This window comes from Hymenobacter lucidus (assembly GCF_020447265.1).
GTDB lineage: Bacteria > Bacteroidota > Bacteroidia > Cytophagales > Hymenobacteraceae > Hymenobacter > Hymenobacter lucidus.
In genome coordinates, this window is sequence record NZ_JAJADR010000005.1 from 124,208 (window position 1) to 148,453 (window position 24,246).

At 59.4% G+C, this 24,246-nt stretch carries 20 protein-coding genes; 5 read left to right on the top strand and 15 right to left on the bottom strand.

What is annotated here, in order from left to right:
- Positions 1 to 105: 105 nt before the first annotated feature.
- The 3 genes from pheT to radC form a co-directional block, all read right to left on the bottom strand.
- The gene (gene pheT / locus LGH74_RS16870; RefSeq protein WP_226177442.1) at positions 106 to 2,541 is read right to left on the bottom strand and encodes a phenylalanine--tRNA ligase subunit beta; all 2,436 of its coding nucleotides are present in this window, start codon (positions 2,539 to 2,541) and stop codon (positions 106 to 108) included.
- A 118-nt stretch (positions 2,542 to 2,659) separates the two neighbouring features.
- The gene (locus tag LGH74_RS16875; protein ID WP_226177444.1) at positions 2,660 to 3,310 is read right to left on the bottom strand and encodes a DUF1684 domain-containing protein; all 651 of its coding nucleotides are present in this window, start codon (positions 3,308 to 3,310) and stop codon (positions 2,660 to 2,662) included.
- 37 nt (positions 3,311 to 3,347) lie between these two features.
- Positions 3,348 to 4,091 carry a RadC family protein gene (radC, locus tag LGH74_RS16880; protein WP_226177446.1) on the bottom strand — a complete coding sequence of 248 codons (744 nt, stop codon included), beginning with the start codon at positions 4,089 to 4,091 and terminating at the stop codon, positions 3,348 to 3,350.
- A 114-nt stretch (positions 4,092 to 4,205) separates the two neighbouring features.
- Between radC and LGH74_RS16885 the strand changes: the two genes are divergently transcribed.
- From LGH74_RS16885 to LGH74_RS16905, 5 genes are all read left to right on the top strand, one after another.
- Positions 4,206 to 5,465 carry a metallophosphoesterase gene (locus LGH74_RS16885; protein WP_226177447.1) on the top strand — a complete coding sequence of 420 codons (1,260 nt, stop codon included), beginning with the start codon at positions 4,206 to 4,208 and terminating at the stop codon, positions 5,463 to 5,465.
- Positions 5,466 to 5,617: 152 nt separating this feature from the next.
- Positions 5,618 to 6,274 carry a hypothetical protein gene (locus LGH74_RS16890; protein ID WP_226177448.1) on the top strand — a complete coding sequence of 219 codons (657 nt, stop codon included), beginning with the start codon at positions 5,618 to 5,620 and terminating at the stop codon, positions 6,272 to 6,274.
- Positions 6,275 to 6,572: 298 nt separating this feature from the next.
- The gene (locus LGH74_RS16895) at positions 6,573 to 7,196 is read left to right on the top strand and encodes a carboxypeptidase-like regulatory domain-containing protein (protein WP_226177449.1); all 624 of its coding nucleotides are present in this window, start codon (positions 6,573 to 6,575) and stop codon (positions 7,194 to 7,196) included.
- A 246-nt stretch (positions 7,197 to 7,442) separates the two neighbouring features.
- On the top strand, positions 7,443 to 8,357 hold the full coding sequence (gene uvsE / locus LGH74_RS16900) for a UV DNA damage repair endonuclease UvsE (RefSeq protein ID WP_226177450.1): 915 nt from the start codon (positions 7,443 to 7,445) through the stop codon (positions 8,355 to 8,357).
- Between the two features lie 34 nt (positions 8,358 to 8,391).
- Positions 8,392 to 8,748 carry a hypothetical protein gene (locus LGH74_RS16905; RefSeq protein WP_226177451.1) on the top strand — a complete coding sequence of 119 codons (357 nt, stop codon included), beginning with the start codon at positions 8,392 to 8,394 and terminating at the stop codon, positions 8,746 to 8,748.
- Between the two features lie 265 nt (positions 8,749 to 9,013).
- On the opposite strand, the gene LGH74_RS16910 is transcribed toward LGH74_RS16905, so the two are convergent.
- From LGH74_RS16910 to LGH74_RS16965, 12 genes are all read right to left on the bottom strand, one after another.
- Positions 9,014 to 9,505, bottom strand: coding sequence for a hypothetical protein (locus LGH74_RS16910; RefSeq protein ID WP_226177452.1), 492 nt, complete (start codon positions 9,503 to 9,505; stop codon positions 9,014 to 9,016).
- 290 nt (positions 9,506 to 9,795) lie between these two features.
- Positions 9,796 to 10,854 (bottom strand): aldose epimerase family protein, encoded by a 1,059-nt coding sequence (locus LGH74_RS16915; RefSeq protein WP_226177453.1) that lies wholly within the window; start codon positions 10,852 to 10,854, stop codon positions 9,796 to 9,798.
- 38 nt (positions 10,855 to 10,892) lie between these two features.
- On the bottom strand, positions 10,893 to 12,806 hold the full coding sequence (locus LGH74_RS16920) for a DUF294 nucleotidyltransferase-like domain-containing protein (RefSeq protein ID WP_226177454.1): 1,914 nt from the start codon (positions 12,804 to 12,806) through the stop codon (positions 10,893 to 10,895).
- Positions 12,807 to 13,514 carry a 3'-5' exonuclease gene (locus tag LGH74_RS16925; protein ID WP_226177455.1) on the bottom strand — a complete coding sequence of 236 codons (708 nt, stop codon included), beginning with the start codon at positions 13,512 to 13,514 and terminating at the stop codon, positions 12,807 to 12,809.
- 22 nt (positions 13,515 to 13,536) lie between these two features.
- Complete coding sequence (locus LGH74_RS16930) at positions 13,537 to 14,556, bottom strand: family 43 glycosylhydrolase (RefSeq protein WP_226177456.1); 1,020 nt, start codon at positions 14,554 to 14,556, stop codon at positions 13,537 to 13,539.
- A gap of 106 nt (positions 14,557 to 14,662) precedes the next feature.
- Complete coding sequence (locus LGH74_RS16935) at positions 14,663 to 15,694, bottom strand: pectinesterase family protein (RefSeq protein WP_226177457.1); 1,032 nt, start codon at positions 15,692 to 15,694, stop codon at positions 14,663 to 14,665.
- A gap of 108 nt (positions 15,695 to 15,802) precedes the next feature.
- On the bottom strand, positions 15,803 to 16,756 hold the full coding sequence (locus LGH74_RS16940; protein WP_226177458.1) for a pectinesterase family protein: 954 nt from the start codon (positions 16,754 to 16,756) through the stop codon (positions 15,803 to 15,805).
- The gene (locus LGH74_RS16945; protein WP_226177459.1) at positions 16,753 to 17,571 is read right to left on the bottom strand and encodes a rhamnogalacturonan acetylesterase; all 819 of its coding nucleotides are present in this window, start codon (positions 17,569 to 17,571) and stop codon (positions 16,753 to 16,755) included. The genes LGH74_RS16940 and LGH74_RS16945 overlap by 4 nt, the downstream gene beginning before the upstream one ends.
- A 12-nt stretch (positions 17,572 to 17,583) precedes the next feature.
- Complete coding sequence (locus tag LGH74_RS16950; protein WP_226177460.1) at positions 17,584 to 18,369, bottom strand: rhamnogalacturonan acetylesterase; 786 nt, start codon at positions 18,367 to 18,369, stop codon at positions 17,584 to 17,586.
- Between the two features lie 348 nt (positions 18,370 to 18,717).
- Positions 18,718 to 20,403 (bottom strand): sodium/sugar symporter, encoded by a 1,686-nt coding sequence (locus LGH74_RS16955; protein WP_226177462.1) that lies wholly within the window; start codon positions 20,401 to 20,403, stop codon positions 18,718 to 18,720.
- 231 nt (positions 20,404 to 20,634) lie between these two features.
- Positions 20,635 to 22,626 (bottom strand): alpha/beta hydrolase family protein, encoded by a 1,992-nt coding sequence (locus LGH74_RS16960; RefSeq protein WP_226177464.1) that lies wholly within the window; start codon positions 22,624 to 22,626, stop codon positions 20,635 to 20,637.
- A 106-nt stretch (positions 22,627 to 22,732) separates the two neighbouring features.
- Positions 22,733 to 24,223, bottom strand: coding sequence for a tagaturonate reductase (locus LGH74_RS16965; RefSeq protein ID WP_226177467.1), 1,491 nt, complete (start codon positions 24,221 to 24,223; stop codon positions 22,733 to 22,735).
- Between the last annotated feature and the right edge of the window lie 23 nt (positions 24,224 to 24,246).

The window sequence follows — 24,246 nt, forward strand, 5'->3', positions numbered from 1 at the left end:
AATCATGCTGAGCTTGGCGAAGCATCTCTATTGCAAGAGTAAAACTAATTACCACTGCGGTAGAGATGCTTCGCCAAGCTCAGCATGACGTGCTGTTTAACCGTTCTACTTACGAATCAGGGCGCCGGCCTGCTTCTCGAACTGGCCGATGAGGCGCTGCATTACGCCATCAATGGCCTGTTCGGTGAGGGTTTGGGTCGGGTCTTGGAGCGAGAAGCTAACGGAGTACGACTTCTTGCCCGCGCCCAGGTTTTCGCCTTCGTACACGTCGAACACATTCACGCTTTGCAGCAGCTTTTTCTCGGTGCGCTGGGCAATCTGACGAAGCTGGTCGAAGGTCACGGTACGGTCGACGACGAGCGACAGGTCGCGGCGCACCTCGGGAAACTTAGCTAGCTCCTTGGCGGTGAGCGTGTTCTTGTACTTCTTCATCAGGAAGTCCCAGTCGAGCTCGGCGTACCACACGGGCTGGCTCACATCCATCCGTTTCAGAATAGCCGGCGACACGGCCCCGAGGTGCGCTACCGGCTGGTTCTGGGCCAATAACGTGAGGCCGCCGGCCAGATACGGGTGTTGCACCGGCTGGGAAGCGGGCTGGGCAAAGCCGAAGGAAGCCAGCACCTGCTGCACGGCGGCAGCCAGCTGGTGGAAGGTGGTTTTGTCGGACTTCTGCTGCCAGGTTTCGGCGGCGGTATTGCCGCTCAGGAAGATGACGAGCTTGTTCTTCTCGACATACTTGCCCTCGGCCTCGCGGTGGTAGGTTTTGCCGAACTCGTAGAGCTTCAGGTCGCGCTGGCGGCGGTTGACATTGTAGCGGATGATTTCCAGGCCCGAATGCAGCAACGTGGGGCGCATTACGTTGAGGTCGGCGCTGTTAAAGTTGAGCACCGGCACCAGCGTTTCATCCTTCTCCCCTTCTTTTTCGAAGTAGAGCGAGTTGGTCAGGGAGTTGGTAATGATTTCCGAGAAGCCCTGGCCGCTGAGCAGGCGGGCCGTGTTCTGGCGCAGCACCTCGGGGTCGGGGTTGGGGAACTTAGCCAGGTAAGAGGCCGAGTTGTGGGGCCGTAGTGCCACGTGGTTGTAGCCGTAGATGCGCAGGATTTCCTCGATGACGTCGGCCTCGCGCGTTACATCCACCTTGTGAGGCGGCACGCTCAAAATCCATTCGGCGTGGCCGGCGGCATCCTGGCTTTCCTCACTGATGAGGATGTCGAGGTCGGTTAGGATCTGGCGGATTCGCTCAGGGGCAATGAACTGCCCTACCAGCCGCTCGACGCGGGGCAGGCGCAAGCGCACGGGCGTGTGGCTGATGGGCGCTGGGTACTCATCCACGATGGGGGCGGCAATGGTAGCGCCGGCCACTTCCTGGAGCAGCAGCGCCGCGCGCTTCAGGGCTACGGGCACCATGTGGGGGTCGGTGCCCCGCTCGAAGCGGAACGACGCGTCGGTTTTGAGCTGGTGCACTTGGGCGCTTTTGCGCACGGCCGCCGGCTGGAAGTAGGCACTTTCCAGGAACACGCGGGTGGTAGCGTCCGACACGCCCGAGGTTTTGCCCCCGAACACACCGGCCAGGGCCATCGGCGCGCCGTTGGCATCGGCAATAATCAGGTCGGCTGCTTTCAGTGTCCGCTCGGTACCGTCGAGAGTGGTGAACTTCTCCCCTTCCGCGGCCCGCTTCACGATGATTTTATTACCCGTAATCTGGTCGGCGTCGAAGGCGTGCAGGGGCTGCCCCAGCTCGTGCAACACGAAGTTGGTGACGTCCACCACGTTGTTGATGGGCGACAACCCGATGCTGCGCAGGCGGCGCTGCAGCCACTCCGGCGACGGGCCCACTTTCACATTCTCCAGCAACAAACCAGCGTAGCGCGGGTTGGCCTCGGTGTCCTGAATTTCCACGGCAATGTTCTGCACAGCCGTAGCCGGGGCGTGGAACTGGCTGATATCGGGCAGCTGGCAGGGCTGGCGCAGCAGAGCGCGCAGCTCCCGGGCCACGCCATAGTGTGAGGCGGCGTCGGCGCGGTTGGGCGTCAGGCCGATTTCGTACACCGAGTCGGAACCCAGGCCGAAGTAGTCGGCGGCGGGGGTGCCGTTGGGCAGCGCGGTATCCAGCTCCATGATGCCGGCGTGCGAGGTACCCAAACCGATTTCATCCTCGGCGCAAATCATGCCTTCGGAAGCGGCGCCGCGAATCTTGGACTTCTTGATTTTGAACGGCTCTCCCTGGGCCGGGTACAGCATGGCGCCTTCCAGGGCTACTACTACTTTGAGGCCGGCGCGCACGTTGGCCGCGCCGCACACAATCTGGCGGGGCGTACCGTCGCCGACGTCCACGGTGGTGAGGCTGAGCTTATCGGCGTCGGGGTGTTTTTCGCAGGTGAGCACCGTGCCCAGCACTAGGCCGCGCAGGCCGCCGGGGATGCTTTCGAGCTCCTCAATGCCCTCTACTTCCAGACCGGAGCCGGTGAGCAGCTGGCCGAGTTCCACGGCGGGTTTATCGGTCGGAATCAGGGTGCGGAGCCAGTCGAGGGATATTTTCATCTTGGTTGTTGATTGCGGATAGCTGCTTGCTGACTACTGGCGCTTGTTGAATAATCAACCATCAGCAATCAACTGCTTCGGGGGGCAAAGGTACGGATTCGGGAAAAGCGGCGAAAAGCTAGTGTGAATGACCGGTGTGGTCTATTTCCGGAAAGCTTTTCTCGCCGGCCGGCACGGGCACTGCCAGGCGGTTGTCAGCCGGCGGCACGGGGCAGGCATACTCGTTGTTGTAAGCACAAAACGGGTTGTAGGCCGCGTTGAAGTCGAGCACCACTTCCTTGTCGGTAGCGGCCGGCAGGGCCACGTCGAGGTAGCGGCCCCCGCCGTAGGTATCGAAGCCGTTGGTTTTATCGGTGAAGGGCACAAACAGCTCGGGTTGGTCATCGTCGGCCTCGTCTACTTTCAGAAACAACACCAGCTGCTGGGGCTGCTGATTGAGCTCGAACGAGGCTTTGCCCCAGCGCAGGTACTTGTCGGCCTTGCCATCGGTGAGCTGCATCCGCACGGTATCGGGGGTGGCAAAATGTTCCAGCTTGGCCGTTACGCGAAATGCTTTATCGGGCACGAAGTAGCGCAGCGAGTCGAAATGGTCGCGCTGCTCGGCGTTCAGGGGCGAGTCTTTGGCACGGCGGAAGGAATTGTTTTTCTCGGTCCGGGCCTTCAGAATGCCGGTGGCGTACTGGTCGTGGCCCAGCACCAGCTCCTGCACGAAATAGCCGATGACAAGCAGCAGGCCGAGAGCAATGAAGATTTTGGGATTGATGCGCATAAGTAGCGCAAAGGTAACACCCCGGGCCGGGCCAAGGCTACAGGATATTCTCGTCGGCGAAGCTGTAGTAGCCGTGGTCGGTGTAGATGAGGTGGTCGAGGATGGGCAAATCCAGAAACTGGCCGCCTTCCTTGAGCTTGCGGGTAAGGGCAATATCGGCGGCCGAGGGCTGGCGGTTGCCGCTGGGGTGGTTGTGCACCAGGATGACGCTGCTGGCCAGCTGCTCCAGGGCTTCCTTGAAAATCATCTTGGGGTCGGCTACGGTGCCGGCCACGCCGCCGCTGCTCACGCTGGTTTTGCGCATCACCACGTTGGCCCGGTTCAGCAAAATCACCCAGAACTCCTCGTGGGGCAAGTCCTGCAGGTTGGGGCGCACCAGGTTGTAGATATCGAGCGAGCAGGTGATGGTGGTGCGGGCCGCAGCGGCCGTTTCCTTGCGCCGCCGGCCCAGCTCCAGCGCCGCCACAATGGTAATGGCTTTGGCCTCGCCGATGCCTTTATGGCGCATCAGGTCTTTGATGGACAGGCGGGCCAGCTCGTTTAAATCATTTTTGACGGCCGCCAGAATCAGCTTGGCCACATCCACGGCCGAGAGCTTGGCCGTGCCCGAGCCCAGCAGAATAGCCATCAGCTCGGCGTCGGAAAGCGCGGTACGGCCCTTTTGCATGAGCTTTTCGCGAGGCCGGTCTTCCTCGGCCCAACTCTTGATGCTGAAGCTGGCTGGGGTCTGGTAGAGTACGGGCGTAATTGATTGATCGGACAGATTGTCAAACGTTTCCATCTGGTATTGGTGTTGTAGGGCGTAACGGATAAAGTATAACCGGGCGTAATTCGTCTGGTAAAGTAGTCAGCGGCGGCCAAACCTTATGCCTGCCGCCGAAGTTCCCCCCTACCTATGAATAGAATCATCACCAGCGCGCTGTTTGTCGTGCTTTTGTTAGGCGTCGATTGGTACGTATTTCAGGCCGTGCGCACCGTTAGCCAGGGTGCTTCAGCCGCCACGCAGCGCTTCATTGCGGCCGGCTACTGGCTACTCACCGTTATTTCTTTGCTCGGCATTCTCTGGATGGCCGTATCACGCGGCACGCCGCCCACGCTGCTGCGCACCTACCTCACCAGCGCCATTATGGTGCTGTTCGTGTCGAAATTCGTGGTGGTGCTGTTTCTGCTCGTCGATGATGCCGGCCGCCTCGTGCGCTTCATTGCCTCCAAGTTTGGCGCCCAGCCCGACCCGCTCGGCGACGGTAGCCGGGGCATTTCGCGCAGCCAGTTCATCAACCGGCTGGCTTTGCTGGCGGGTGGCATTCCCTTCGCGGCCCTCATCTGGGGCATGGTGAAGGGCGCTACCGATTACCAGGTGAAAAACGTGGTGCTCAAATTCCCGAACCTGCCCGCTTCCTTCGACGGCTTCAAGCTGCTCCAGATTTCGGATTTGCACACCGGCAGCTTCAACGCCAACCCCGAGCCACTGCACCGTGCCGTAGCCCTGATCAACAAGCAACAGGCCGACCTAGTGTTCATGACCGGCGACTTGGTTAATAACATTGCCACCGAGGTAGAGCCCCACATTGAAGCCCTGGCCGGCATTCAGTCGAAGCTCCCGATTTACTCGGTGCTGGGCAACCATGACTACGCCGACTACGTGGACTGGAGCGAGCTGGGCGGTGCGGCCGCCAAGAAGGCCAACCTGGACCGGCTGAAAAACAACCACGCCAAAATCGGGTGGAAGTTGCTGCTCGACGAAAGCCACACTATTGAGCGGGGCGGCGAGAAAATAGCCGTGCTGGGCGTGCAGAACTGGGGTGCCCAGATGCGCTTCCCCAAGTACGGCAACCTGGCCCAGGCCCACGCCGCCAGCGGCGACGCACCCTTCAAAATCCTGCTCAGCCACGACCCGTCGCACTGGGAAGCGCAGGTGCTCAACTACCCCGACATCGACCTTACGCTCTCGGGCCACACCCACGGCATGCAGTTTGGCGTCAACCTGTCGTTTCTGAAATGGAGCCCGGTGCAATACGTATATAAGCAGTGGGCTGGCCTTTACAATAAAGGCAAACAGTACTTGTACGTAAATACCGGACTGGGCTTTATTGGGTATCCAGGCCGCGTGGGTTTTTTACCGGAAATAACTGTCTTTGAATTACGCCGCGCGTAAAAGCGGCAATTTATTTAGCGCTGAAAAAGCGGCTGGTAATTCTACCGGCCGCTTTTTTATTTACAATTCCAACCAAAAGTAACCGAGCTATTTAGCAGCGCGTATACGGTCCAGTTAATTTCCGATTCCTCTCTCACAACCTACCCTTGAATATGAAAAAGTCACTCCTGCTGTTGTCGTGTGCCGCGGCATTCACAATGGCTTCCTGCTCGCAGGAAAAGACGACCACCGATACCACCACAACCGTAACCACCGACGCTGCTGACGGCACGGCCATGAACACCAGCGACATGGACGCCCAGTACCGGACCCGCGCCAACACCATTGCTACCAAAATGGCCTCGGACATGAAAATCGAGGATACGGCCACGGTTTCGCGCGTGCGCATGGCCTACTACAACCGCGCCCGCCGTATGGGTGAGCTGCGTAATCAATACACCTCCGACACCACCGGCATGGCCGCCGCCATGCGGGAAGCCAGCATGGAAACCGACACCGAATTCAAGTCGATTTTCACCGAGCCCACGCAGTACCAGGCCTACGAAACCAACCGCTCGACCTACGATGAGTCGAACTACATGGACGACAACTCGGCCATGTCGTCCAACTCAGACATGAGCACTTCGACGGATATGAGCACCACCACGACTACCGATAACTCGGCCATGTCGACCGACAATTCGACGGCGGGTAGTACGCAGGTCGAAAAGCTGAAAGCCAAAGCCAGTGACGGCAGCAAGCTGAAAGTGAAAGAAGACGGCAAGGTGAAAACCAAAGATGCCGACGGCAACAAAACCAAAACCGAATAACCCGGTTGGTTTTAGCCCCGCAGAAAAGAGCCCGGTCAGCCAGACCGGGCTCTTTTTCTTGTAGTAAGGCCGACGCGGCACAGGGTTGCAGAAACCGGGAAATAGGCCGGCATCATGTAATCATCATGGGGTAACGCGCACCTTTGTGGCAGTTTTTTCGTTGTTTCGGCGCTTGTGGCTGCAACGTGGGGTACTCGTTTTGGCTCAGTAGTTGGCTACCTTGCCGGTGGCCAGTATTTAGTTTTGTTTCGTGACGGATTTGGTTCGAGTAGGTAAGCGTATACTTTCAGCGCGGATATTGTTTCTGCTGACCGGCCTGCTGCTGTGGGCAGGTGGCACCTTGGCGCAGGTGCGCGTGAGCGGCACCATTTCCGGAGCGAAAGACCGGAAGGCTATTGCCGGCGCGGCAGTTTTCGTGCAGGGCACCAACCGCGGCACCGTAGCCAACAACGAGGGCGACTTCAGCATTACCGTCTCCAATACCGATACGCTGCTGTTCCGGGCCGTGGGTTTCAAACCCCAGCGCCTGCCCCTCGACCGTACCGGCCTGAACCAGATTATCGTGCAGATTTACATGGTGCGCGACAGTATTCAGCTCGGCGAGGTGCGCATTCAGGAAGGCCGGCCCGACCGTGCCGATATCAACCGGGCCTTGCGCAACGTGCGCCGACCCACGCCGCCACCCAACGCCGTGCGCCGCCCGCCACCGCCCAAGCCCCTGTTTCCGGTCGATACCATCGCGCCCCGCGCCCCCGTCCCAACCCTGGCCAGCCCCATCAGCCTGATCTACGACCAGTTTTCGCGCGAAGGCCAGCAGCGGCGCAAAATGGAAGAAATCCAGGCCCAGCAGAAAGCCATTCAAGCCGAAAAAGAGCGCCAGAAGTACAACAAGAACTTTAAGGACAACACCGGCTACGAGTGATTAATGTGCTAATGCAGGGAATGTGCTCAAGTGCTGATGCTCAACGTGTCATTGCAAGTTTGCGCAACAATCCATCCTATGCGCAGGTAGTCCTGCTCTTTTACCAGAAAGCCCTTTCCTGTTGTTACGAGAAAGGGCTTTTTAATTTAGAGGGCTGAGCACATTTCAGAGGACGGATTGCTGCGCAAACTTGCAATGACAGGCGTTCCTCACAACTTCACCTTTGTCTCCGCGTAAACCCGGAGTATGAAAATTGGGTATCCCTGCGTGAATGAAAGCCTCGACTGCACGTCGGGGGCCACGTTTCGACTGGCTTCGTATTCGGATGAGCGTGTTGAGCTGGCGGTAGCAGCTAACCTACAGTGCTTGCAGCGCATTCTGGAGTATAACGTAACCAACGGGCTGCGTTTCTTCCGAATTGGCTCCAGCATCGTGCCTTTTGGCTCCCACCCCATCAACACCTTTCCGTGGCAGACGCGCTTTGCCGCCGAGTTTCAGGCCATTGGCGACTATGTGAAGGCGCAGCAGATGCGCATCTCGTTTCACCCCGACCAGTTCGTGGTGCTCAACTCGCCCAGTACCGATATTGTGCAGCGTAGCATTGCCGAGTTGGTCTACCAGGGCTCCATGCTTGATCTAATGGGCCTGGATTCTACCGCTAAGCTCCAGATTCACGTTGGGGGCCTGTATGGCGACCGGGACCTGGCCATCAGCCGCTTTATTGCCACCTACCAGGAATTGCCCGAGGCGGTGCGCCGCCGGCTGGTTATCGAAAACGACGACCGGCTGTTCAGCCTGCGCGACTGTCTGCGGGTGCACGAGGCCGTAGGTATTCCGATTCTGTTCGATAATTTCCACCACGAGTGCCTCAACCACGGCGAGCCGATGGCCGAAGCCCTACGACTAGCCGCTGGTACCTGGCATCCCGAGCGTGATGGAGTACTGATGATGGATTACAGTTCGCAGCAACTGGGCGAGCGGAAAGGTAAGCACACCAGCACGCTGGAAGAAGACCTGTTCCGCGAGTTCCTGACCCACCTGCACGGCCTCGACGTGGATATTATGCTCGAAATAAAGGACAAGGAGGCCAGTGCCTGCCGCGCCGTGAGCGTGCTGCGCGAACTACAGCTGGTAGCCGCCGAAACCACTGCTTTGTCTTAGTATCTGTTTCTTTTCACTTCTTGCCCATCCTTACATGGCTACCGAAACCCTGCCCCAAAACCATCTTGCCACGACTATTGAGGCCCTGAAAAAAGGCCTCACCAACATACCCATCAGTGCTGCTATGGACAATACCGAAGCCTGGCAGCAGGAGTTTCTGCGCAGCGGCACCCCAGAGCTACAGGACATTGCCCGCGAAATAGGCACGCTGCAGTCGTTACTTACCGCTCCCAAGCTCAACGGCCCGGCCCTGGGCCGTACCCTGAGCCTGCTGGGCTCTCAGACTACCCAGTTTGCCTTTCAGGCCCCGGCCGAGCAGCAAGGCGACATCCGCTCCATCGGCGACCTGCTACTGCGTCTGGGTTCGGAGCTGCAGCAGCAGCCAGCCTAAAAGGCGCCACTAGACGATAATAAAAAAGGCTCATCTGGGTAATACCGACGGGCCTTTTTTTATGTCTGTAATAACTGCTATCTACCTTGTAAGCAATTAGCTTTTCTATTTTAATTCTGCTAATCATAATAGGCTCTTAATTGGCAAGAATCAATTGTAATTACGTCGGATAACAGGAGAATAAAAATCGGGCAAACCAGGCACAAAAAATCCCCGACAGCATGTGAGCTATCGGGGATTTTTCAGTTGGTGTCGCTAACCAAAATTACATACCGGGCTTGGCTTTAGCCTTGGTTTTCATGTTAGCATCACGGGTTTTCATTTTGCCTTTTTTATCGGCTTTCATTTTCGTTTTGTCGCTGTCCATGGTAGCGCCGGAAGTGGTGCCCATGTCTGTGGAGCCGCTGGTAGTACCCATCGTGCCGGTGGTGGTAGCGCCGCTGGTAGTACCCATCGTACCAGTGCCACTAGTGGTACCCATGGTGCCGCTGGTAGTACCGTTATACGTACCGGTAGTGCCATTGTAGGTGCCGCTGGTGGTACCCGTGCCGCTGGTCGTAGGAGTAGTCATAGTGCCGCTGGTAGAGGCACCGCTGGTCATCGAGCCGGAAGTAGAACCGACTGTAGTGCCCGAAGTCGTAGTGCCGACCGTAGTACCGGTAGTAGTGCTAGAAGTCGTGGAGCCCGAGGTGGTTTGGGCCGAAGCCGAAGTAACACCGGCGGCAAGCAGAGCGGCGAGGGCAAAAGCAGTTTTCATAGAGTGAGAGGTTGGTGAGATGTAGAGAGAATTACAAACCGTGAGTATATCACAGTAAGGCCTCTTACGGCAAACCCGACACTGGCGTTGACTAAAATCGTGTCTTCAGTGCTGAGTAGCTCCTTCCAGCACCCTCTTACTGCACTCGTAAAAAACGTCTTCGAATACAAACAAATAAGGCCCACAGAAGCCTGAATGCCCTTTTTTACCGCTTGCAGTCGGCGGCGTGCCCAAGGCTAGTGTTCAGCTTAGCGGCAAGTCAGAAATACTGGTTATTCTTGCCGGCAAACTCACTTTCGCACCCCAAACGCATACACCGTAGTGCTCTGCAACGGAGTGCCGGGGTGCAGGATGGTACCGGGAAAATCGGCGTGGTTGGGCGAATCGGGGAAGTGCTGGGTTTCGAGACAGAAGCCCGCGTGCTTGCCGTAGGTAATACCGTCTTTGCCTTGCAGCGTGCCGTCCAGAAAATTGCCGGTGTAAAACTGCACGCCGGGCTCGGTGGTAGTCACGGTAAGGGTGCGGCCGGAGGCAAAGTCGTATACCAGGGCCGCCGGGTGCGCCCCGTCGCCGCTGCCTGGGTTCAGCACCCAGTTGTGGTCGTAGCCGCCGGGCACTTGCTCTATTCGCTCCCCGATGTGGTGCGGGCGGGTAAAATCGAAAGGCGAACCGGGTACGGGGCGCAGCTCACCAGTCGGAATCAGCGTGTCGTCGACGACGGTGTAGCGGCTGGCGTGCAGCGTCACTTCGTGCTCCAGCACATCGTCGCTCTGGCCCAGACTCAGGTTGAAATAGGCGTGGTTGGTGAGGTTAACAGGCGTAGCCTTGTCGGTCGTGGCCGAGTAGTCGATTTTCAGCGCATCGTCGTTGGTGAGCGTGTACACGACCATCACGTTCAGATTGCCGGGGTAGCCTTCCTCGCCATCCTTGCTCAAGTAGCTGAGCGTGAGCGTCTGCCCATCGGCCGAAGTGCCGGGCTCGGCCTGCCACACCACCTTGTCGAAGCCCTTCTGGCCACCGTGTAGGTGGTTGGGACCGTTGTTAGTAGCCAGCGTGTACTGCTTGCCATCGAGGGTGAACTTGCCTTTGGCAATGCGGTTGCCGTAGCGGCCAATCAAGGCCCCGAAGTACGGGCCCGACTTGAGGTATTCCGGACTCTGGTAGCCGCTCACGTTGTCGAAGCCCAGCACGATGTCGCTCAGCTTTCCGTCTTTATCGGGCACGAGCAGGCTGGTGATAGTGCCGCCGTAGTTGGTGATGCTCACCTGCAGCCCGTGGGCGTTGGTGAGCGTGTAGAGCTGCACCGCGGTACCATCGTGGGTGGTGCCGAAAGAAGTGGTAGTGGGCATAAAAAGTGCGTTTTGCGGGTGGCGGCGGCAGATTGCCGTTACAGCGTCTTGGCGAAGCCGACCTTGATTTTGAGCTGGAAGTCGCCGATTACCTTGAAGATTTCCTTCAGGCTGACTTCCTCCACCCGGGTCAGGGTTTTGGGGTCAAGGTAGTTATCGGGGCGGGTTTTGTCGCTGATGATCTGTACGGCCTGCTTTTTCAGGCGCATGCCCATCAGGTAGTAATACGACTGCAGCAGCTCGTGGTATTCCTTGTCGGTAAACACGCCCTGCTCCTTGAGGGCCGCCAGCCGCTCGCCGGTATTGGTCAGGAAGATGCGGTGTTTCAGGGCGTAGATGCGGGCCAGATCCACGATGGGCGTCATGGTTTTCTTCAGGTTGAAGACCTGCTGGGAGCCCACGGTGAAGGTGCGGATGTTGCGAAAGAACGTGAGCGGCGCCTCAAACTGCAGGGCATTGATGGCCATGTAGTAGAAAAACCGGTCGTGGGGACCCGCCAACTGCTCGCTCAGAAACTCCTGCAGCTCCTCCATAATGGAGGCGTCGCCGTAGAGGTAGCGGCAGTCGAAAAAGGCCGCAAACTGCATTACCGCCTCGGGGTTCGACTCGGTAATCCACTCGGTGTAGTTGCGTTTCCAGTGGGATAAGGAGTGCGTCCACTTCGGGTTTTTGGCCATGAAGCCCCCCTCGCAAAAGCTGAACCCAATGGCGTTGAGCTGGTCGGAAACCAGGGTGGCAAACTGCTTGAAATAGTCGCGCACGGCCTCACGCTGCTCGTTGGCCTTGTCTTCGTAGATAATAGCATTGTCCTGATCAGTGAGCAGGGTTTGCTCTTTGCGCCCTTCGCTGCCCAGCACCATAAACACGAACCGCGCCGGTGGCGGCCCCAGCTCCTGAATCACGCCCTCTATAACCTTGAGGGCAATGGTATCGGAAGTGCTGGTGATGAGCTGATTCACGATTTCAGGCTTCACGCCGCGGTCCAGGAGCTGGTACACCATTTCGGGCACCTGCTCCCAGCGCCGCCGCAGCTCCGTGCCCGACACGGCCTGCTTTACCGACTGAATAAAGATAAACGGCGACTGGGCCTGGTCGCTCAGCAGCTTGTTGCGGCTCACGAAACCTACGTACTGCTCCTGCTCGTCGCGCACCAGCAGGTAGCGCGTCTTGGTCTGGAACATAAGCAGAATGGCCTCATACACAAACGCCTGGTTGCTGATGCTTACCACCGGCGCGTCGGCAATAGTGCGCACCGGCTGACGGGCATCGGTGAGGCCGGCCACCACTTTGTCGCGCAGGGTAATGTCGGTGACGTAGCCGCTGATGGCGCCGCTGGGCTCGTCGTCGGTGATGAAGTAGCAGCTGGTGCGGGCCTCGGCCATGCGGCGCGCCACTTCGTGAATGGGCGTAGCGCCGGGGCAGGCCACGATGTCGCGCAGTTCTACGCCTTCGAGCCGGCGCGAGTAGAGCTGGTCGGAGGCAATGTAGTTCTGGCCCACGCTGCCCTGGTTGAGCTTCACGAAGTGCGCGTACTCGTCGTCGAGCATCCGCTGGCCGTACTTGTTGGTGAAGTAGTGAAAGAACCCGTCGTAGGCCTGGCAGAGGGCCCGGAAGTCGCGGCGGTGCAGGAAATACACTTTGGTACCCTTGCGGGCCAGCACCGTGCGCAACGAGCGTTTCTTGTTCAGCAGCACCGAAATGCCGCCGTAGCAGCAACCCGGTCCGCACTGCTCCACGAGGCGCTTGTTCTGCTGGCTGTCATAGAAAAACGTTTCGTAGCCGCCTTCCACCACGATATCAATGCCACGCAGCTTGCTCACATCCTGCATGTAGATAATGGCCTCGCGCGGGTGGCTGACTTCCTCCAGCAGATCGGCAATTTCCCGCAGCACATCCTCAGGCAGCACGTCGAAGGGCTTCACAGTGCGCAGAAATTCTATCCGGTCGGTCATCTAGGAGAGGAATATAAAGTAAGCAGCCAGCAACAGCAGTAGCAGCAGCGCCACCCCGGCAAGTATAGCTGAACGGTTTGATCTGGCGGCTCCTACGGGGCGGCGCAGGGGCGGCTGGGCTGCAATGATTTTCTCGGTAATGTCGCCCTGCCGCCACAGCTCGAAGAAGCACCGGGCCGTGGCGTAAGCGTCCACCAGGGCATCGTGCTGGCGCTGGAGCGGGGCGTGAAACAGCCGCTCATACAGCTCGCCCAGGCGCAGGTAACCTTGCCGGCCAGCCCGCACAAAGCGGCTGGTGGTAAGCATGGTGCAGAAGGTAGGCAGCGTTTCGAGCGGGTTGTCGAGCCCGGCCCGGTGGAAGCCCACGCCCAGCATGTGAAAGTCGAGCTTCATGAAGTGGGCCACCACCAGGGGCTGGTAGCGCCGCAAATCGTCGAAGAGGCGCTGCATTACCTCGTGCCGGGGCTGGCCGTGCTGCTGCAAAAACTCGTACGTGAGGCCGTGCACGCGCACCGAGGCGGGGCTTACGTCGTAGTCGCTGGGCAGGATGTAGTGGTTTTCGACCTTGATTTCCTGCCCGTCGCGGGAGCACACGACCCAGGCCAGCTGGGCAATGTGGGGCCAGCTGCCCAGCGCCGAGTACGGCTGGGCCCAGTCGTGCGGGATGCCGGAGGTTTCGGTGTCGACGAACAGCAGATACTCTCTCACGGCTTACTCACAACTGTTTTTTCTATTTCACCACGGGTCGGATGTGGCCCTGCTTATCGAACTCGACGGGTACTACGGCGGCCTGTTTCTGCACGGGCGCGTCGTCGTCGTTGCCAAACATCGTGCTCCACCACTTGCCTTTCACGTCCTGAAAAAAGACGTTGTGGCCCGCGTACGGCACCGATACGTAGCGCGGCTCGTAAGGCCCCAGCAGCGTCTTCGATTCGGCCGTCATGCAGTGGTAGCGCTCATAATACCGCTCGGCGCAAGATAGATAATAGCGGCCATTGGCTTTAAACAAATACGCGCCCTCGAAGCCTACGTGGTTGAGCTCCGAGTCTTTGCAGGGCCGGTTTGGGTGGTGGTGGTCGATGTCGGTATCGGCTACCGCACTGCGCAGAGGCACAAACGGGCCGGTGAGGGCGCTCAGGTCGGCGTTCATGGGCGCGATGCTGCCGCTGCCGTAGAGAAAGTACACCCGGCCGTCGTCGTCCTGAAACAGCGACGCGTCGATGCCGGTGGGCGTCAGGGGCGCGTCGGGGGTGTTGGTGCTTATGTAGGGCCCTTCGGCGCGGCCGGTGGTGCTTTTCAGCAGGCCCGTGCCCAGCCCCGTGACGCAGTAGGCAATGTAGAAGTTGTGGTTGAGGTAGCGGATTTCGGGTGCCCACAGGGCCCGGCGGCGGTTGCCGTTCTTCACCGTCCACTGCTTCTGCCAGGTTCCGTCGCGCTCAATGCTCCACACCAGCCCCAGCGGCTCCCAGTTCTTCATGTCCTTCGACTTCCACACCTTGATGCCCTCGTTGCTCACCATAAAGTCGGGGCCGATGGTGCCAGTGAGGTAGTAGGTTTTGTCGGGACCGAGGCAGATGCTAGCGTCGCGCAGGGGCGTGTCGAGGATGGGCTTCACCGGCGGCATGGGTGGCTCCCCGGTGTGCGGAAAGTCCTTCACCGTCTTTTTCACCGGCGCAGCGGCCGGCGTCTGGGCCAGGGCAGTCTGGGTGAGGAGCAGGCCACAGCACAGGAGCAGAAGGGTTTTCATCATTCGGGTTGAGCTTTATTTGAACATCATGCAGAATGCAGCGAAGCATCTCGCGGGCTGCCATTGTTGGGCAAAGGCCGTCATGCTTGATCTGTTTGCCCCTTCCCTCCTACTTCTGTACTGGCTCCCACCCTTCGCCGCCGGCGAAAATGTTTTTGAGCGTGTACTTCTTCGCCTCTTTGGCCGTGAGCTGACGGGCCCATTTCACGCGCTCATTGGGCTTGGCACCGGGACCCGAGGAGTTGTATTCGGCGTAGAACACTGTCTTCTCGTTGTCAGGGTTGCGCCAGTTGTCCCAGCCGGCGGGCGTGATGTGGGCGCCCATTTCGCAGTTGATGAACACGGTTTTGGCATTGGGCCGCCAGGGCCGGCCGAGATACACCTTCTTGGCCTCGTCGTTGGCCGTGAGCTTGCAGTTGAGCAGCACGTAGCCGTACGTCTGGTGAGCCGTAGTAGAAGCTGCCGTGATGTAAGAATTGCGCTTACTACGCAGCTCACAGCCCTCGAAGACCACCGTGGCGGTGCCAAACAGAAAGTCGGTGGTGCCTTCGATGTAGCAGTTCTGGTAGTACTGGCGGCTGTTTTCGACGGCCATGTACAGCGTATCCTGATTGCCCAGCATCCGGCAGTTGCGAAACGTGGCCCGGTCGCCTTCCACGTGCAGGGCCACGGCCTGCCCCACCGGTCCGGCCGAGTTTTCGAAAGTGATATTCTCAGCCGTAAAGTCGTTGGCCTGCACCAGTACCGTGTGGGAGGTGTAGGTGCTGTGCTTTTGTGCGTCGCCGGAGTAGTCGCCGAAACTGATGATAACGCCTTCCTTACTCTCCCCCAGCAGTAGCACGTTGGTTTTGTGCGCGGGCACCACCAGCTTCTCGCGGTAGGTGCCGTTTTTGATGAAAATAGTGACCGTGACCTGCGACAAATCCCGGGAGGCATTCACGGCCTCCTGAATGGTGCGGTAGTCGCCGGAGCCGTCCGGGGCCACCGTCATGCGCGTGACTTGCGGCGGGGCCGGCGTAGGGGCCGGCTTGGCAACAGTGGCCGGGGCGGCAGGAGCTGATACGGGCGGCGTGGTCTGGGCCTGGAGCCGGGTAGTAGCAAGCAGCAAGCCAGTGGCCAGCAGAAGTCGGGGAAGGGGCATGATGAGAAGTTCAGTGCGGATGGAAAGGCAATACCGATTGTCTCCTTACTTTCATTCCGCAGAAATTAAGGAGACAACTACTACCAACGCGCCGGCCAGGTGGCAGCGCTAGTCTTTAGTCGGGTCCCAGTTGCGAAACACTTTCTCGCGGGTGTACTCTTTGGCCTGCTCGTCGGTGAGCTGGTGGCTCCAGGCCACGCGCTGCTTGGGCTGAGCACCTTTGCCCTTGCTCTGGTACTCGGCGTAAAAGGCGGTTTGCTTGTTGGTTTCCTTGCCCCAATGGTCCCAGCCGGCGGCCCCGATATGCTGGCCTAAGTCACAGTTCAGGAACACGGTTTTGGCGTAGGGCCGCCAGGGCCGGCCCAGCATAAAGCTGCCGGCCGGCGCGTCGCCGGTTATTTTGCAGCGCATAAACACGTAGCCGTAGCGGGTACTATCGGGGGTGGAAGCAGCCGTGACGTAGCCACCGGGCTTCTTGCAGAAGATGGTGCAATCCTCGAAAAAGGTCGTGCTGGAGCCGAAGATGAAGTCGACGGTGCCCTCGATGTAGCAGTTCTGGTAATACTGCCGGCTGCCGTAGCCGTAGGTGTAGAGCGTATCCTGATTGCCCAGGAAGCGGCAGTTGCGGAAGCGGGCTTTGTCGCCGGCTACCCACACGGCCACGGCCTGCCCCACGGGCCCCGAAGAGTTCTGAAAGGTGATATTCTCGGCCGAAAAGTCGGTGCCGTAGATGTAGATGCTCGACGAGCCCGAGGTGCCTTTGTCTTCGCCGAAGATGTTCTTCTTCTGGTTGTAGTCGTCGTAGGTCAGCACGGTTTTCTCCCGGTCTTCCCCAATGATTTTGACCAGATTCTTGGAGCCGGCCAGCACCAGCTTTTCCTTATAAATGCCCTTCTTGATAAAGATAGTGGTGACTTTCTTGCGGAAGTCGGGCACGGCGTTGAAGGCTTCCTGCACCGTACGGTACTGCCCGGAGCCGTCCTGGGCCACCACGAAATCGTAGCCAAAGGCACGGCCGGCCAGCAGCCAGAGCATGCAAATAAGGCTTAGTATTCTGCTCATGGCGTAGTAGGCTGAGCGTCCTTGCCATTGGCCACAGGCGGTATGGCATTCTTGGCCGTAGGCTTGCCGATGCGCTCCGACAGCAGCGGCATTTTCTGGGCAATAACCTGACTTACAACCAGCTGGGCCATCTTGCGGGCGCCCAACTCGCTGAAGTGTGTGTTGTCGTTGCGGCCGTAAGGGTAGTTGGGATGGTCGCCGGGCTCAAGTTGCAGGAAGAGCAGCTTGGAGTTTTCGACGCCGTACTTCTGCAGTAGCTCCCGGCTCATCTTGTCGAGGTCAATCAGGGGCACTTTCAGTTCCCGGGCCACGTCCATGGTGGCGGCGGAATAGGCCGGGTGGGTCTCCACCACCTTGCCTTCCTTATCAAATTTGCGGCGCGTAACGGGCGTAATCAGCACCGGATTGCCCTTTTTGGAGCGCGTCTCGGTCACAAACTTGATGAGGTTCTTGCGGTAGTCGGCCGGCGACACGTATCGGTCGGGCTTGTCCTGGGCCTCGTCGTTGTGGCCAAACTGAATGAAGACGTAGTCGCCTTCCTGCAGAGCATCCACGATGGGCTGCCAGCGGTTTTCGGCCATGAAGGTGCGGGTGCTACGGCCGTTCTGGGCCCGGTTGTCCACCACCACCGTCGAGTCGAAGAACGTGTAGAGCGGCATCCCCCAGCCGGTTTCGGGGTAGGTCTGCTTGATCTTCTGGGCAATGGTGGAGTCGCCGATGAGGTAGAGCTTGATCTTCTTCGGCGGTGCTCCGGCAAAGGACAGCACCAGCAGCAAAGCCAGCGGCCAGGTGCGTTTCAGCAAGTTTTTCAGCATAATTGGTGGGGGTTAGCGGGCCTGGGCGTCCACGGTTTTCTTGACTTCGCGCTTCACAATACGATTGGCCAACTCCAGCTTGAGGGTGCGGATGTCGGCCAGCACGAGCTGGGCCATCTTGCGGGCGCCTAACTCGCTGAAGTGGGTGTTGTCGTCGCGGCCGGCGGGGTAGTTGGGGTGCTCCCCGGGCGCGAGGTGGTTGAAGAGCAGCTTCGAGTTTTCGACCCCGAACTGCTGGAGCAGCGCCTGGCTTTCCGCGTCCAGATCAATCAGGGCCACCTTTTGCTCCTGTGCCAGGCTGCGCACGATGGTGGCGTACACGGCGTGGGTTTCCTCGATTTTGCCGGCCGCGTCAAACTTGCGGCGGGCCACGGGCGTGAGCAGCACCGGGGTAGCCTTTTTGGCGCGGGTTTCGAGCACGAAGCGCAGCAGATTGGCCCGAAAATCAGCTTCGGGCGTGTAGTTGGCCTTGGTGGGCACCTCGTCGTTGTGGCCAAACTGGATGAAGACGTAGTCGCCGGGCTTGAGGTCATTGGCCACGGGCTGCCAGCGGTTTTCGGCCAGAAACGACTTGGTGCTGCGGCCGTTCTGGGCCCGGTTGTCGACCGTCACGGTTTCGTCGAAGAAGTACCGAAAAGGCATGCCCCAGCCAGTTTCGGGGAAAGCCTTTTCCTCTTTGTTCGACATGGTCGAATCGCCGATGAGGTAGACCTTAATACCAGCCGCTGGAGGCGCAGCGAAGGCCAGCAGCGCCAGCAGGCCAACGGCCGCCACGGCGGTAAGAATACGATGCGACATACGGGTGGGCGGAGAGTAGAACGAGCATTTTCACGTTTCCCGCCTGGGGCTTGCCGCCGGCATTTCAGGCCCGCCACTTCCCCGCATCGGGTTACGCGTAGCAGCAAGTAAAGCCAATTTGCGACCGAAAAAGCCGGTTAGCGGGAGAATAGTTGCGCAAACGTTGCCGGGAACGATGCCACAATTACCGCTTTTGGCGTAGCGCGAACTTTGTAGTTCGCGGGCCAGAACAACTTATTCGGCGCGGGCCACGCGAGTTAATAAAGCCCGCGCTACAAAAAAGGCGGCTGCACAACAGTGCAGCCGCCTTTGCAAACGTTAAAGCGGAGGCTTCCCTCCTACTCTGACTTACCAGTAGATGGTGTACAGCGCCGTCAGGATAACGGCAATGACCATGGCACCGATGGTGAAGCTGGGCTGAGGCTTGAACATGCTCGAATCTACCTCCAGGCCCTTGGTTTTCACGCCGCGGCTGGTCTCAAACAGGCTGATGATGACCATCACTACAATACAGATGACGAACACGAAGCCCATCCGGTCGAGGAAAGGAATTTCGTAGACACCGGCCTCACTTTTCACCGCGAAGCCCAGCGGGGCCAGGAACGACAGATCCACGAGGCCGGGCAGAAACTTGAACATGATGGACAGCAAGAAGCCGCCGATGGTAGCAAACAGAGCCGCGTTGGACGTCGTTTTCTTCCAGAAGAAGCCCAGAATGAACATGGCAAAAATGCCCGGCGACACGAAGCCGGTGTACTCCTGAATGTACTGGAAGCCGCCTTTTTTGTCGATGCCTAGGTGGGGCGCAATCAGCACGCCCAAAATCATGGCCACTACTACGGCAATCTTGCCCACCACCACGAGCTTCTTTTCGGAAGCCTCCGGGTTCAGCACTTTCTTGTAGATATCCAGAGTGAAGATTGTGGCAATGGAGTTGGCTTTGCCGGCCAGCGAGGCCACTACGGCCGCCGTGAGGGCCGCGAAGGACAAGCCTTTCAGCCCCACGGGCAGAATGTTGAGCAGCACGGGGTAGGCGCGGTCGGGGTTCAGGTTGGCACCTTCACCAAACTCGGTAGCTCCAAATACATCCTGTTTGTAGAGCACGTAGGCCGCAATACCGGGCAGTACCACAATCACGGGCATGAGCAGCTTGAGGAAAGCGGCAAACAGAATACCGGCGCGGGCCGTGGGCAAATCGGCGCCCAGGGCACGCTGGGTAATGTATTGGTTGCAGCCCCAGTAGTTCAGGTTCACAATCCACATGCCACCGAGCAGCACCGTGAGGCCCGGCAAGTCAATAAAGTTGGGATTGTCCTTCTCGAAAATCATCTGGAAGTGGTCGGCGGCCTGGTCCTGCATCAGCTTAAAGCCGCTGATAACGCCCGACTGCCCGTAGTGGTCGGCCACCATATCCAGGGCCAGGTAAGTGGTAGCCAAACCGCCCAGAATCAGGAAGAACACCTGAATCACGTCCGTAAAGCCGATTACCTTCATGCCACCCAGCGTGATGATGACGGCAAATACGGCCAGGGCATACAGGCAAAACGTGAGGTTGAGGCCCGCAATGCTACTGATGGCAATGGCACCCAGGTAGAGAATCGAGGTCAGGTTGACAACCACGTAGAGCATCAGCCAGAAAATGGCCATAATCATGGCCACCGTGCCGTTGTAGCGCTGGTGCAGAAACTGAGGCATCGTGAAGATGTGATTCTTCAGGTACACCGGAATGAAGAACACGGCCACGATGATGAGCGTGAGGGCTGCCATCCATTCGTAGGTAGCAATGGCCAGGCCCATCTTGAAGCCTGAGCCCGACATACCCACAAACTGCTCGGCCGAGATGTTGGAGGCAATCAGCGAGGAGCCGATGGCCCACCACGTCAGGGAGCCTTCGGCCAGAAAGTAGTCTTTGGAGTCGCCTTCGAGGGTGCCGTCGTGGCCAGTCTTGCGGCGGTAAATCCAGATGCCATAGCCCGATACAATCAGGAAATAGACAAAGAAGACGATGTAATCTAAAGTGGCGAGTTGATTCATTGAAACAAGGAAAGAGTAGGGAATTCGGGGTGGAGCACGGGGCCGGGAAAAGCAGCGCCGGAAAAGCTTGGCTAAAGCTACCTTTCTACTGCCTGAGTTTGACGCTTGGAATCCTAAATAACGCGTTTAATACTGGTTCAATCCGCTATTTGGACCAGAAAAACTACCGCAACCGTTTGCATAGACCTTGTTTCCGGCCTGCCCGCGGCAACTTTATTTAGCCCTCAGGCTTCAGGGATTGAGCGTGGCCAACAGGCGCTGCGGACCCAGAGCGGCAGTGAGGTCGGGCAAATCGTAGCGCAGCAGTACACCCGGCAGTACCAGCGAGTACCAGTCTTTGCCCGTGGGCTGCGTCAGCGCCTGCCGAAACGAGGTGACGCCCGGACCCAGCCACAGCGTGGAAATAGCGGGCGTGAGCACAGCCGCGTGCAAGGCTACCGGCGCGGCCCGCCCCGTGGCGTACACGGCCACCGGCGCGGCCCGCAGGCGGGGCTCCTGCCCAATAAAGCTCAGGGCCATAAATACATCTACCACACGCTGACCCAGCAGCGGCTGCCCCACGTGCAGGGCCATGAGGGCATTACGGTACTCGCGGTTGTAGAATTTCTTGTCGTTGAGGGCCTCCGGGTCGGTGGTTTCGCCCAGGCCGCGCAGGTCGGTGAGCAACACGGCGTAATTCTGCCGCAGGTAGCTGGTGAGCAGCGCCGTGCTATCGGCCAGGCTACGCTTGCCACGCTCGGGTAGCCACAGCACCACTTTGGCTACCGGTGCCTCGCCGGCCGGCAGTGCCAGCAGCGCCGGCAGCGGCACTTGCCCTTCGCGCCGGATGATGAGCTTGCGCAGCGCAATATCATGGGACTGAATGGTTTCCTTCCACTCCACAGCCACGGGCGCGCTTAGCTCGGTCGGCAAGCTGAGCTGCCGACGGATAATGGCCGGTAAGTCCCGAATCTGCCCGGCTTTCTTCCGCTGCCGGGTCAGTTGTTCCGCTTCGTTCAGGTTGCGCTGCACAAGGGTCAACTCGTCTTTAAAGGCCGTGGTAACCTGGCCAGTGCTGGTACTCCAGAGCTCCTGCGGGGTGAGCGTGGCCAAGGCACCTTCCCGTACTGGGCTTGGGTCGTTGTAAAGCCACTGTCGGAACCACTGCACGGCCATTTCGCGCTTGGGCTGGGAAATGCCGTGGCCGTCGTCGTAGGTAAACAGGCTTACTTTTTCTGGCTGCCCCAGACCCGCGTACACCTGCCGCAGTTCCCGGTCAACGTCCTGAATAATAGTATAATCGACGAAGTCAAAGCGGCCGGCCAGAATCTGCAAAGGCTTGGGGGCAAACATGATGGGCCAGTCGGCCGCGTCGAGCCGGGCCTGGCCGGCACCAGGAATCTGCACGCAGCCGTCGGAGGGACCGGTGAGGGCCAGCACTTTCTCCCCGCTGACTACGTAGCTGCACAGCGAGGCCACCTTTACCCGCTCATCGAAGCCAATGAAGTAAGCGGTTTGAGTAGCGCCCCCCGAGTTGCCCAGCGCCCCAATTCGCTCGGCATCCACTTCGGGGCGCGTAAGCAGGTAGTCGAGGCTGCGCACGTTGTCCCAGAGCTCAGCGGCCACGGCGCTGGTGCCCAACAGGTTCAATTGGGAGTTGAGCAGCGTGTGCTCGGTAGTGCCGCCCCGGGTGAGGGGCTTGCCGGCGGCATCGGCCAGCTGGTACCGCTCACCCTGCGAAATCGGGTCGATAATCAGCACCACAAACCCGTTGGTGGCGAAGAGGATGGCCGTTTTCTGGTACGACTCGGTAGCCTTCGACTCGGCCTCATGCCCGCAGAACAGCAGCACGCCCGGCAGGCGGCCTTTCGCGCCGTCGGGCACGTACAGGTTGGCCGTCACGTGGTGGCGAGGCGTGCTTTCGTACACTACCTTCTCAATGCGGTAGCCGGCGCGGGCCAAAGTGCCGGTAACGCGGGCCTTCAAGGGAGTACGAGCCGGCAGCGGCCCGAGCAGGCGGCGGAAACGGGCCCGGGCACTGTCGCGGTAGGCAAGCAGGCCGGATTCGGAGGAAAGCGCCTGGGCCAGGGCGGTGCGACGGCCGTTGTACTGCTGCCGCACCTGCTGCTGCAACGCGCTGTTGAGCGACACGTTGGCTTTCCAGTCGAGCACGTCGTAGGGCTTTTGGGCCCGGGCCACGCCGCCGCTCAAGGCCAGAATCAGGATCAGCAGAAAGTTTCTCATGTAGGATAGGGCTACGGTCTGACAATTTTTGGCGGGCCAATTTCAACATAAAAAAGCCCGGGCAACAGCTACGTGGCCCAGGCTTTTTATGTGTTTTTCAATACAATCAGGCCGAAACCTGGGCGTTTAGGTGGCTGGCCACGGTGGCATACACGCCCTGTTCCAGCATCTGCTCCAGGTAGGCAGCCACCTGCGGCGCGAAGCCCGGCAGCGTGGTCAGGTCGTGGTGCCAGAGGGCCTGGTTGCGCAACACGGTGGTGGTTAGCTCGGCGGGCGTGAGGCGCTGCCAGAGGTCGGCAAAATAGCCGGCTTTTTCATCCTGAATCGGGTATTCCTCGCCGTTCAGCTCGCCATACCAGGTATGGTCCTGCTGGCGGGTGCCGCGCATGAAGAGCAGGTAGGCGGCGAAGCCCACAGCCGCGCACTGGGGCACTTTCTGGTATCGCTCGGCGTACTGCACCAACGTGGCCACGGCCCGCATCTGCAACTTGGCCGTGTAGTTGAGCGTGATGCCCAGCCAGCGGTGCTCCACAAACGGGTTGCGGAACCGGTCGAGTACTTGGCGGCCAAACTCGCGCGACACTTCATCGGCCACCGGGTAGGGAATACCAGCGCGCAGGTTGTCCTGCATCAGGCTGGTGATGTAGCTACCCAATACCTCATCGTCCATGGCGCCGCGCACGGTATCGAAACCGCTGAGCAGGGCCAGGCCACAGCTAAGCGTGTGCGTGCCGTTGAGCATCCGCAGCTTCAGCTCCCGGAACTGGTTGATGTCGGGCTGAATGACGACGCCGGCATCCACCTGTTCGAAGGAAAGCACCTGCCGCACCCGCTCGTCGCCTTCGATGGCCCAGAGCAGGTAGGCTTCCGACATCGTGAGCAAGTCATCGGAGTAGCCTAGCTCCTCTTCCAGGGCGGCCTGGGTGGCCGCGTCGGGGCGGCCGGGCACGATGCGGTCCACGAGCGAGTTGCAGAAGTGGTTGGCCGCTTCGAGCCACTCGATAAAGTCCGCGTCGAGGCCGTTGAGGTGGGCCAGCTCCAGCACGATGCCTTCCAGCTTCGAGCCGTTGTTGGGAATCAGCTCCGTGGGCACAATCACCAGCCCCTTGTCCAGCGCGCCATCGAAGGCCTGGTAGCGGGCATACAGCACAGCCAGCAGCTTGCCGGGAAACGAGTGGGGCGGCGTCTGCTGAATCGACTCGGATACGAGCTGAATACCCACCTCGGTGGTGTTGGAAATGACCACCTGCAGTTCCGGGGTGCGGGCCACGCGCAGCACGTCGGCCCACTGGCTTTTGGCCGACAGCACCCGACTGATAGCCGAGCACACCACGTTTTCCTCCACCGTTTGCCCATCGGCCACGCCCCGGATGCAGAGCGTGTAGAGCCCGTCCTGGCGGCTGAAGGCGTTGATGTCGCCCCCGTCGGTCGACTTGACCACCACGATGCGGCCGTTGAAGAGGCCTTGGCGGTTGGCTTTATCGATGAGGTAGTCGGGCAGGCCACGCAGCAGCACGCCGGTGCCAAACTGCAGCACTTTTTCGGGCAGAGCCGCCGCGCCCGGCTGCGTTTCCATGTCTTGGGAGAGGTAGTTCATAATGACAGCGGCTTGTCGTCTCG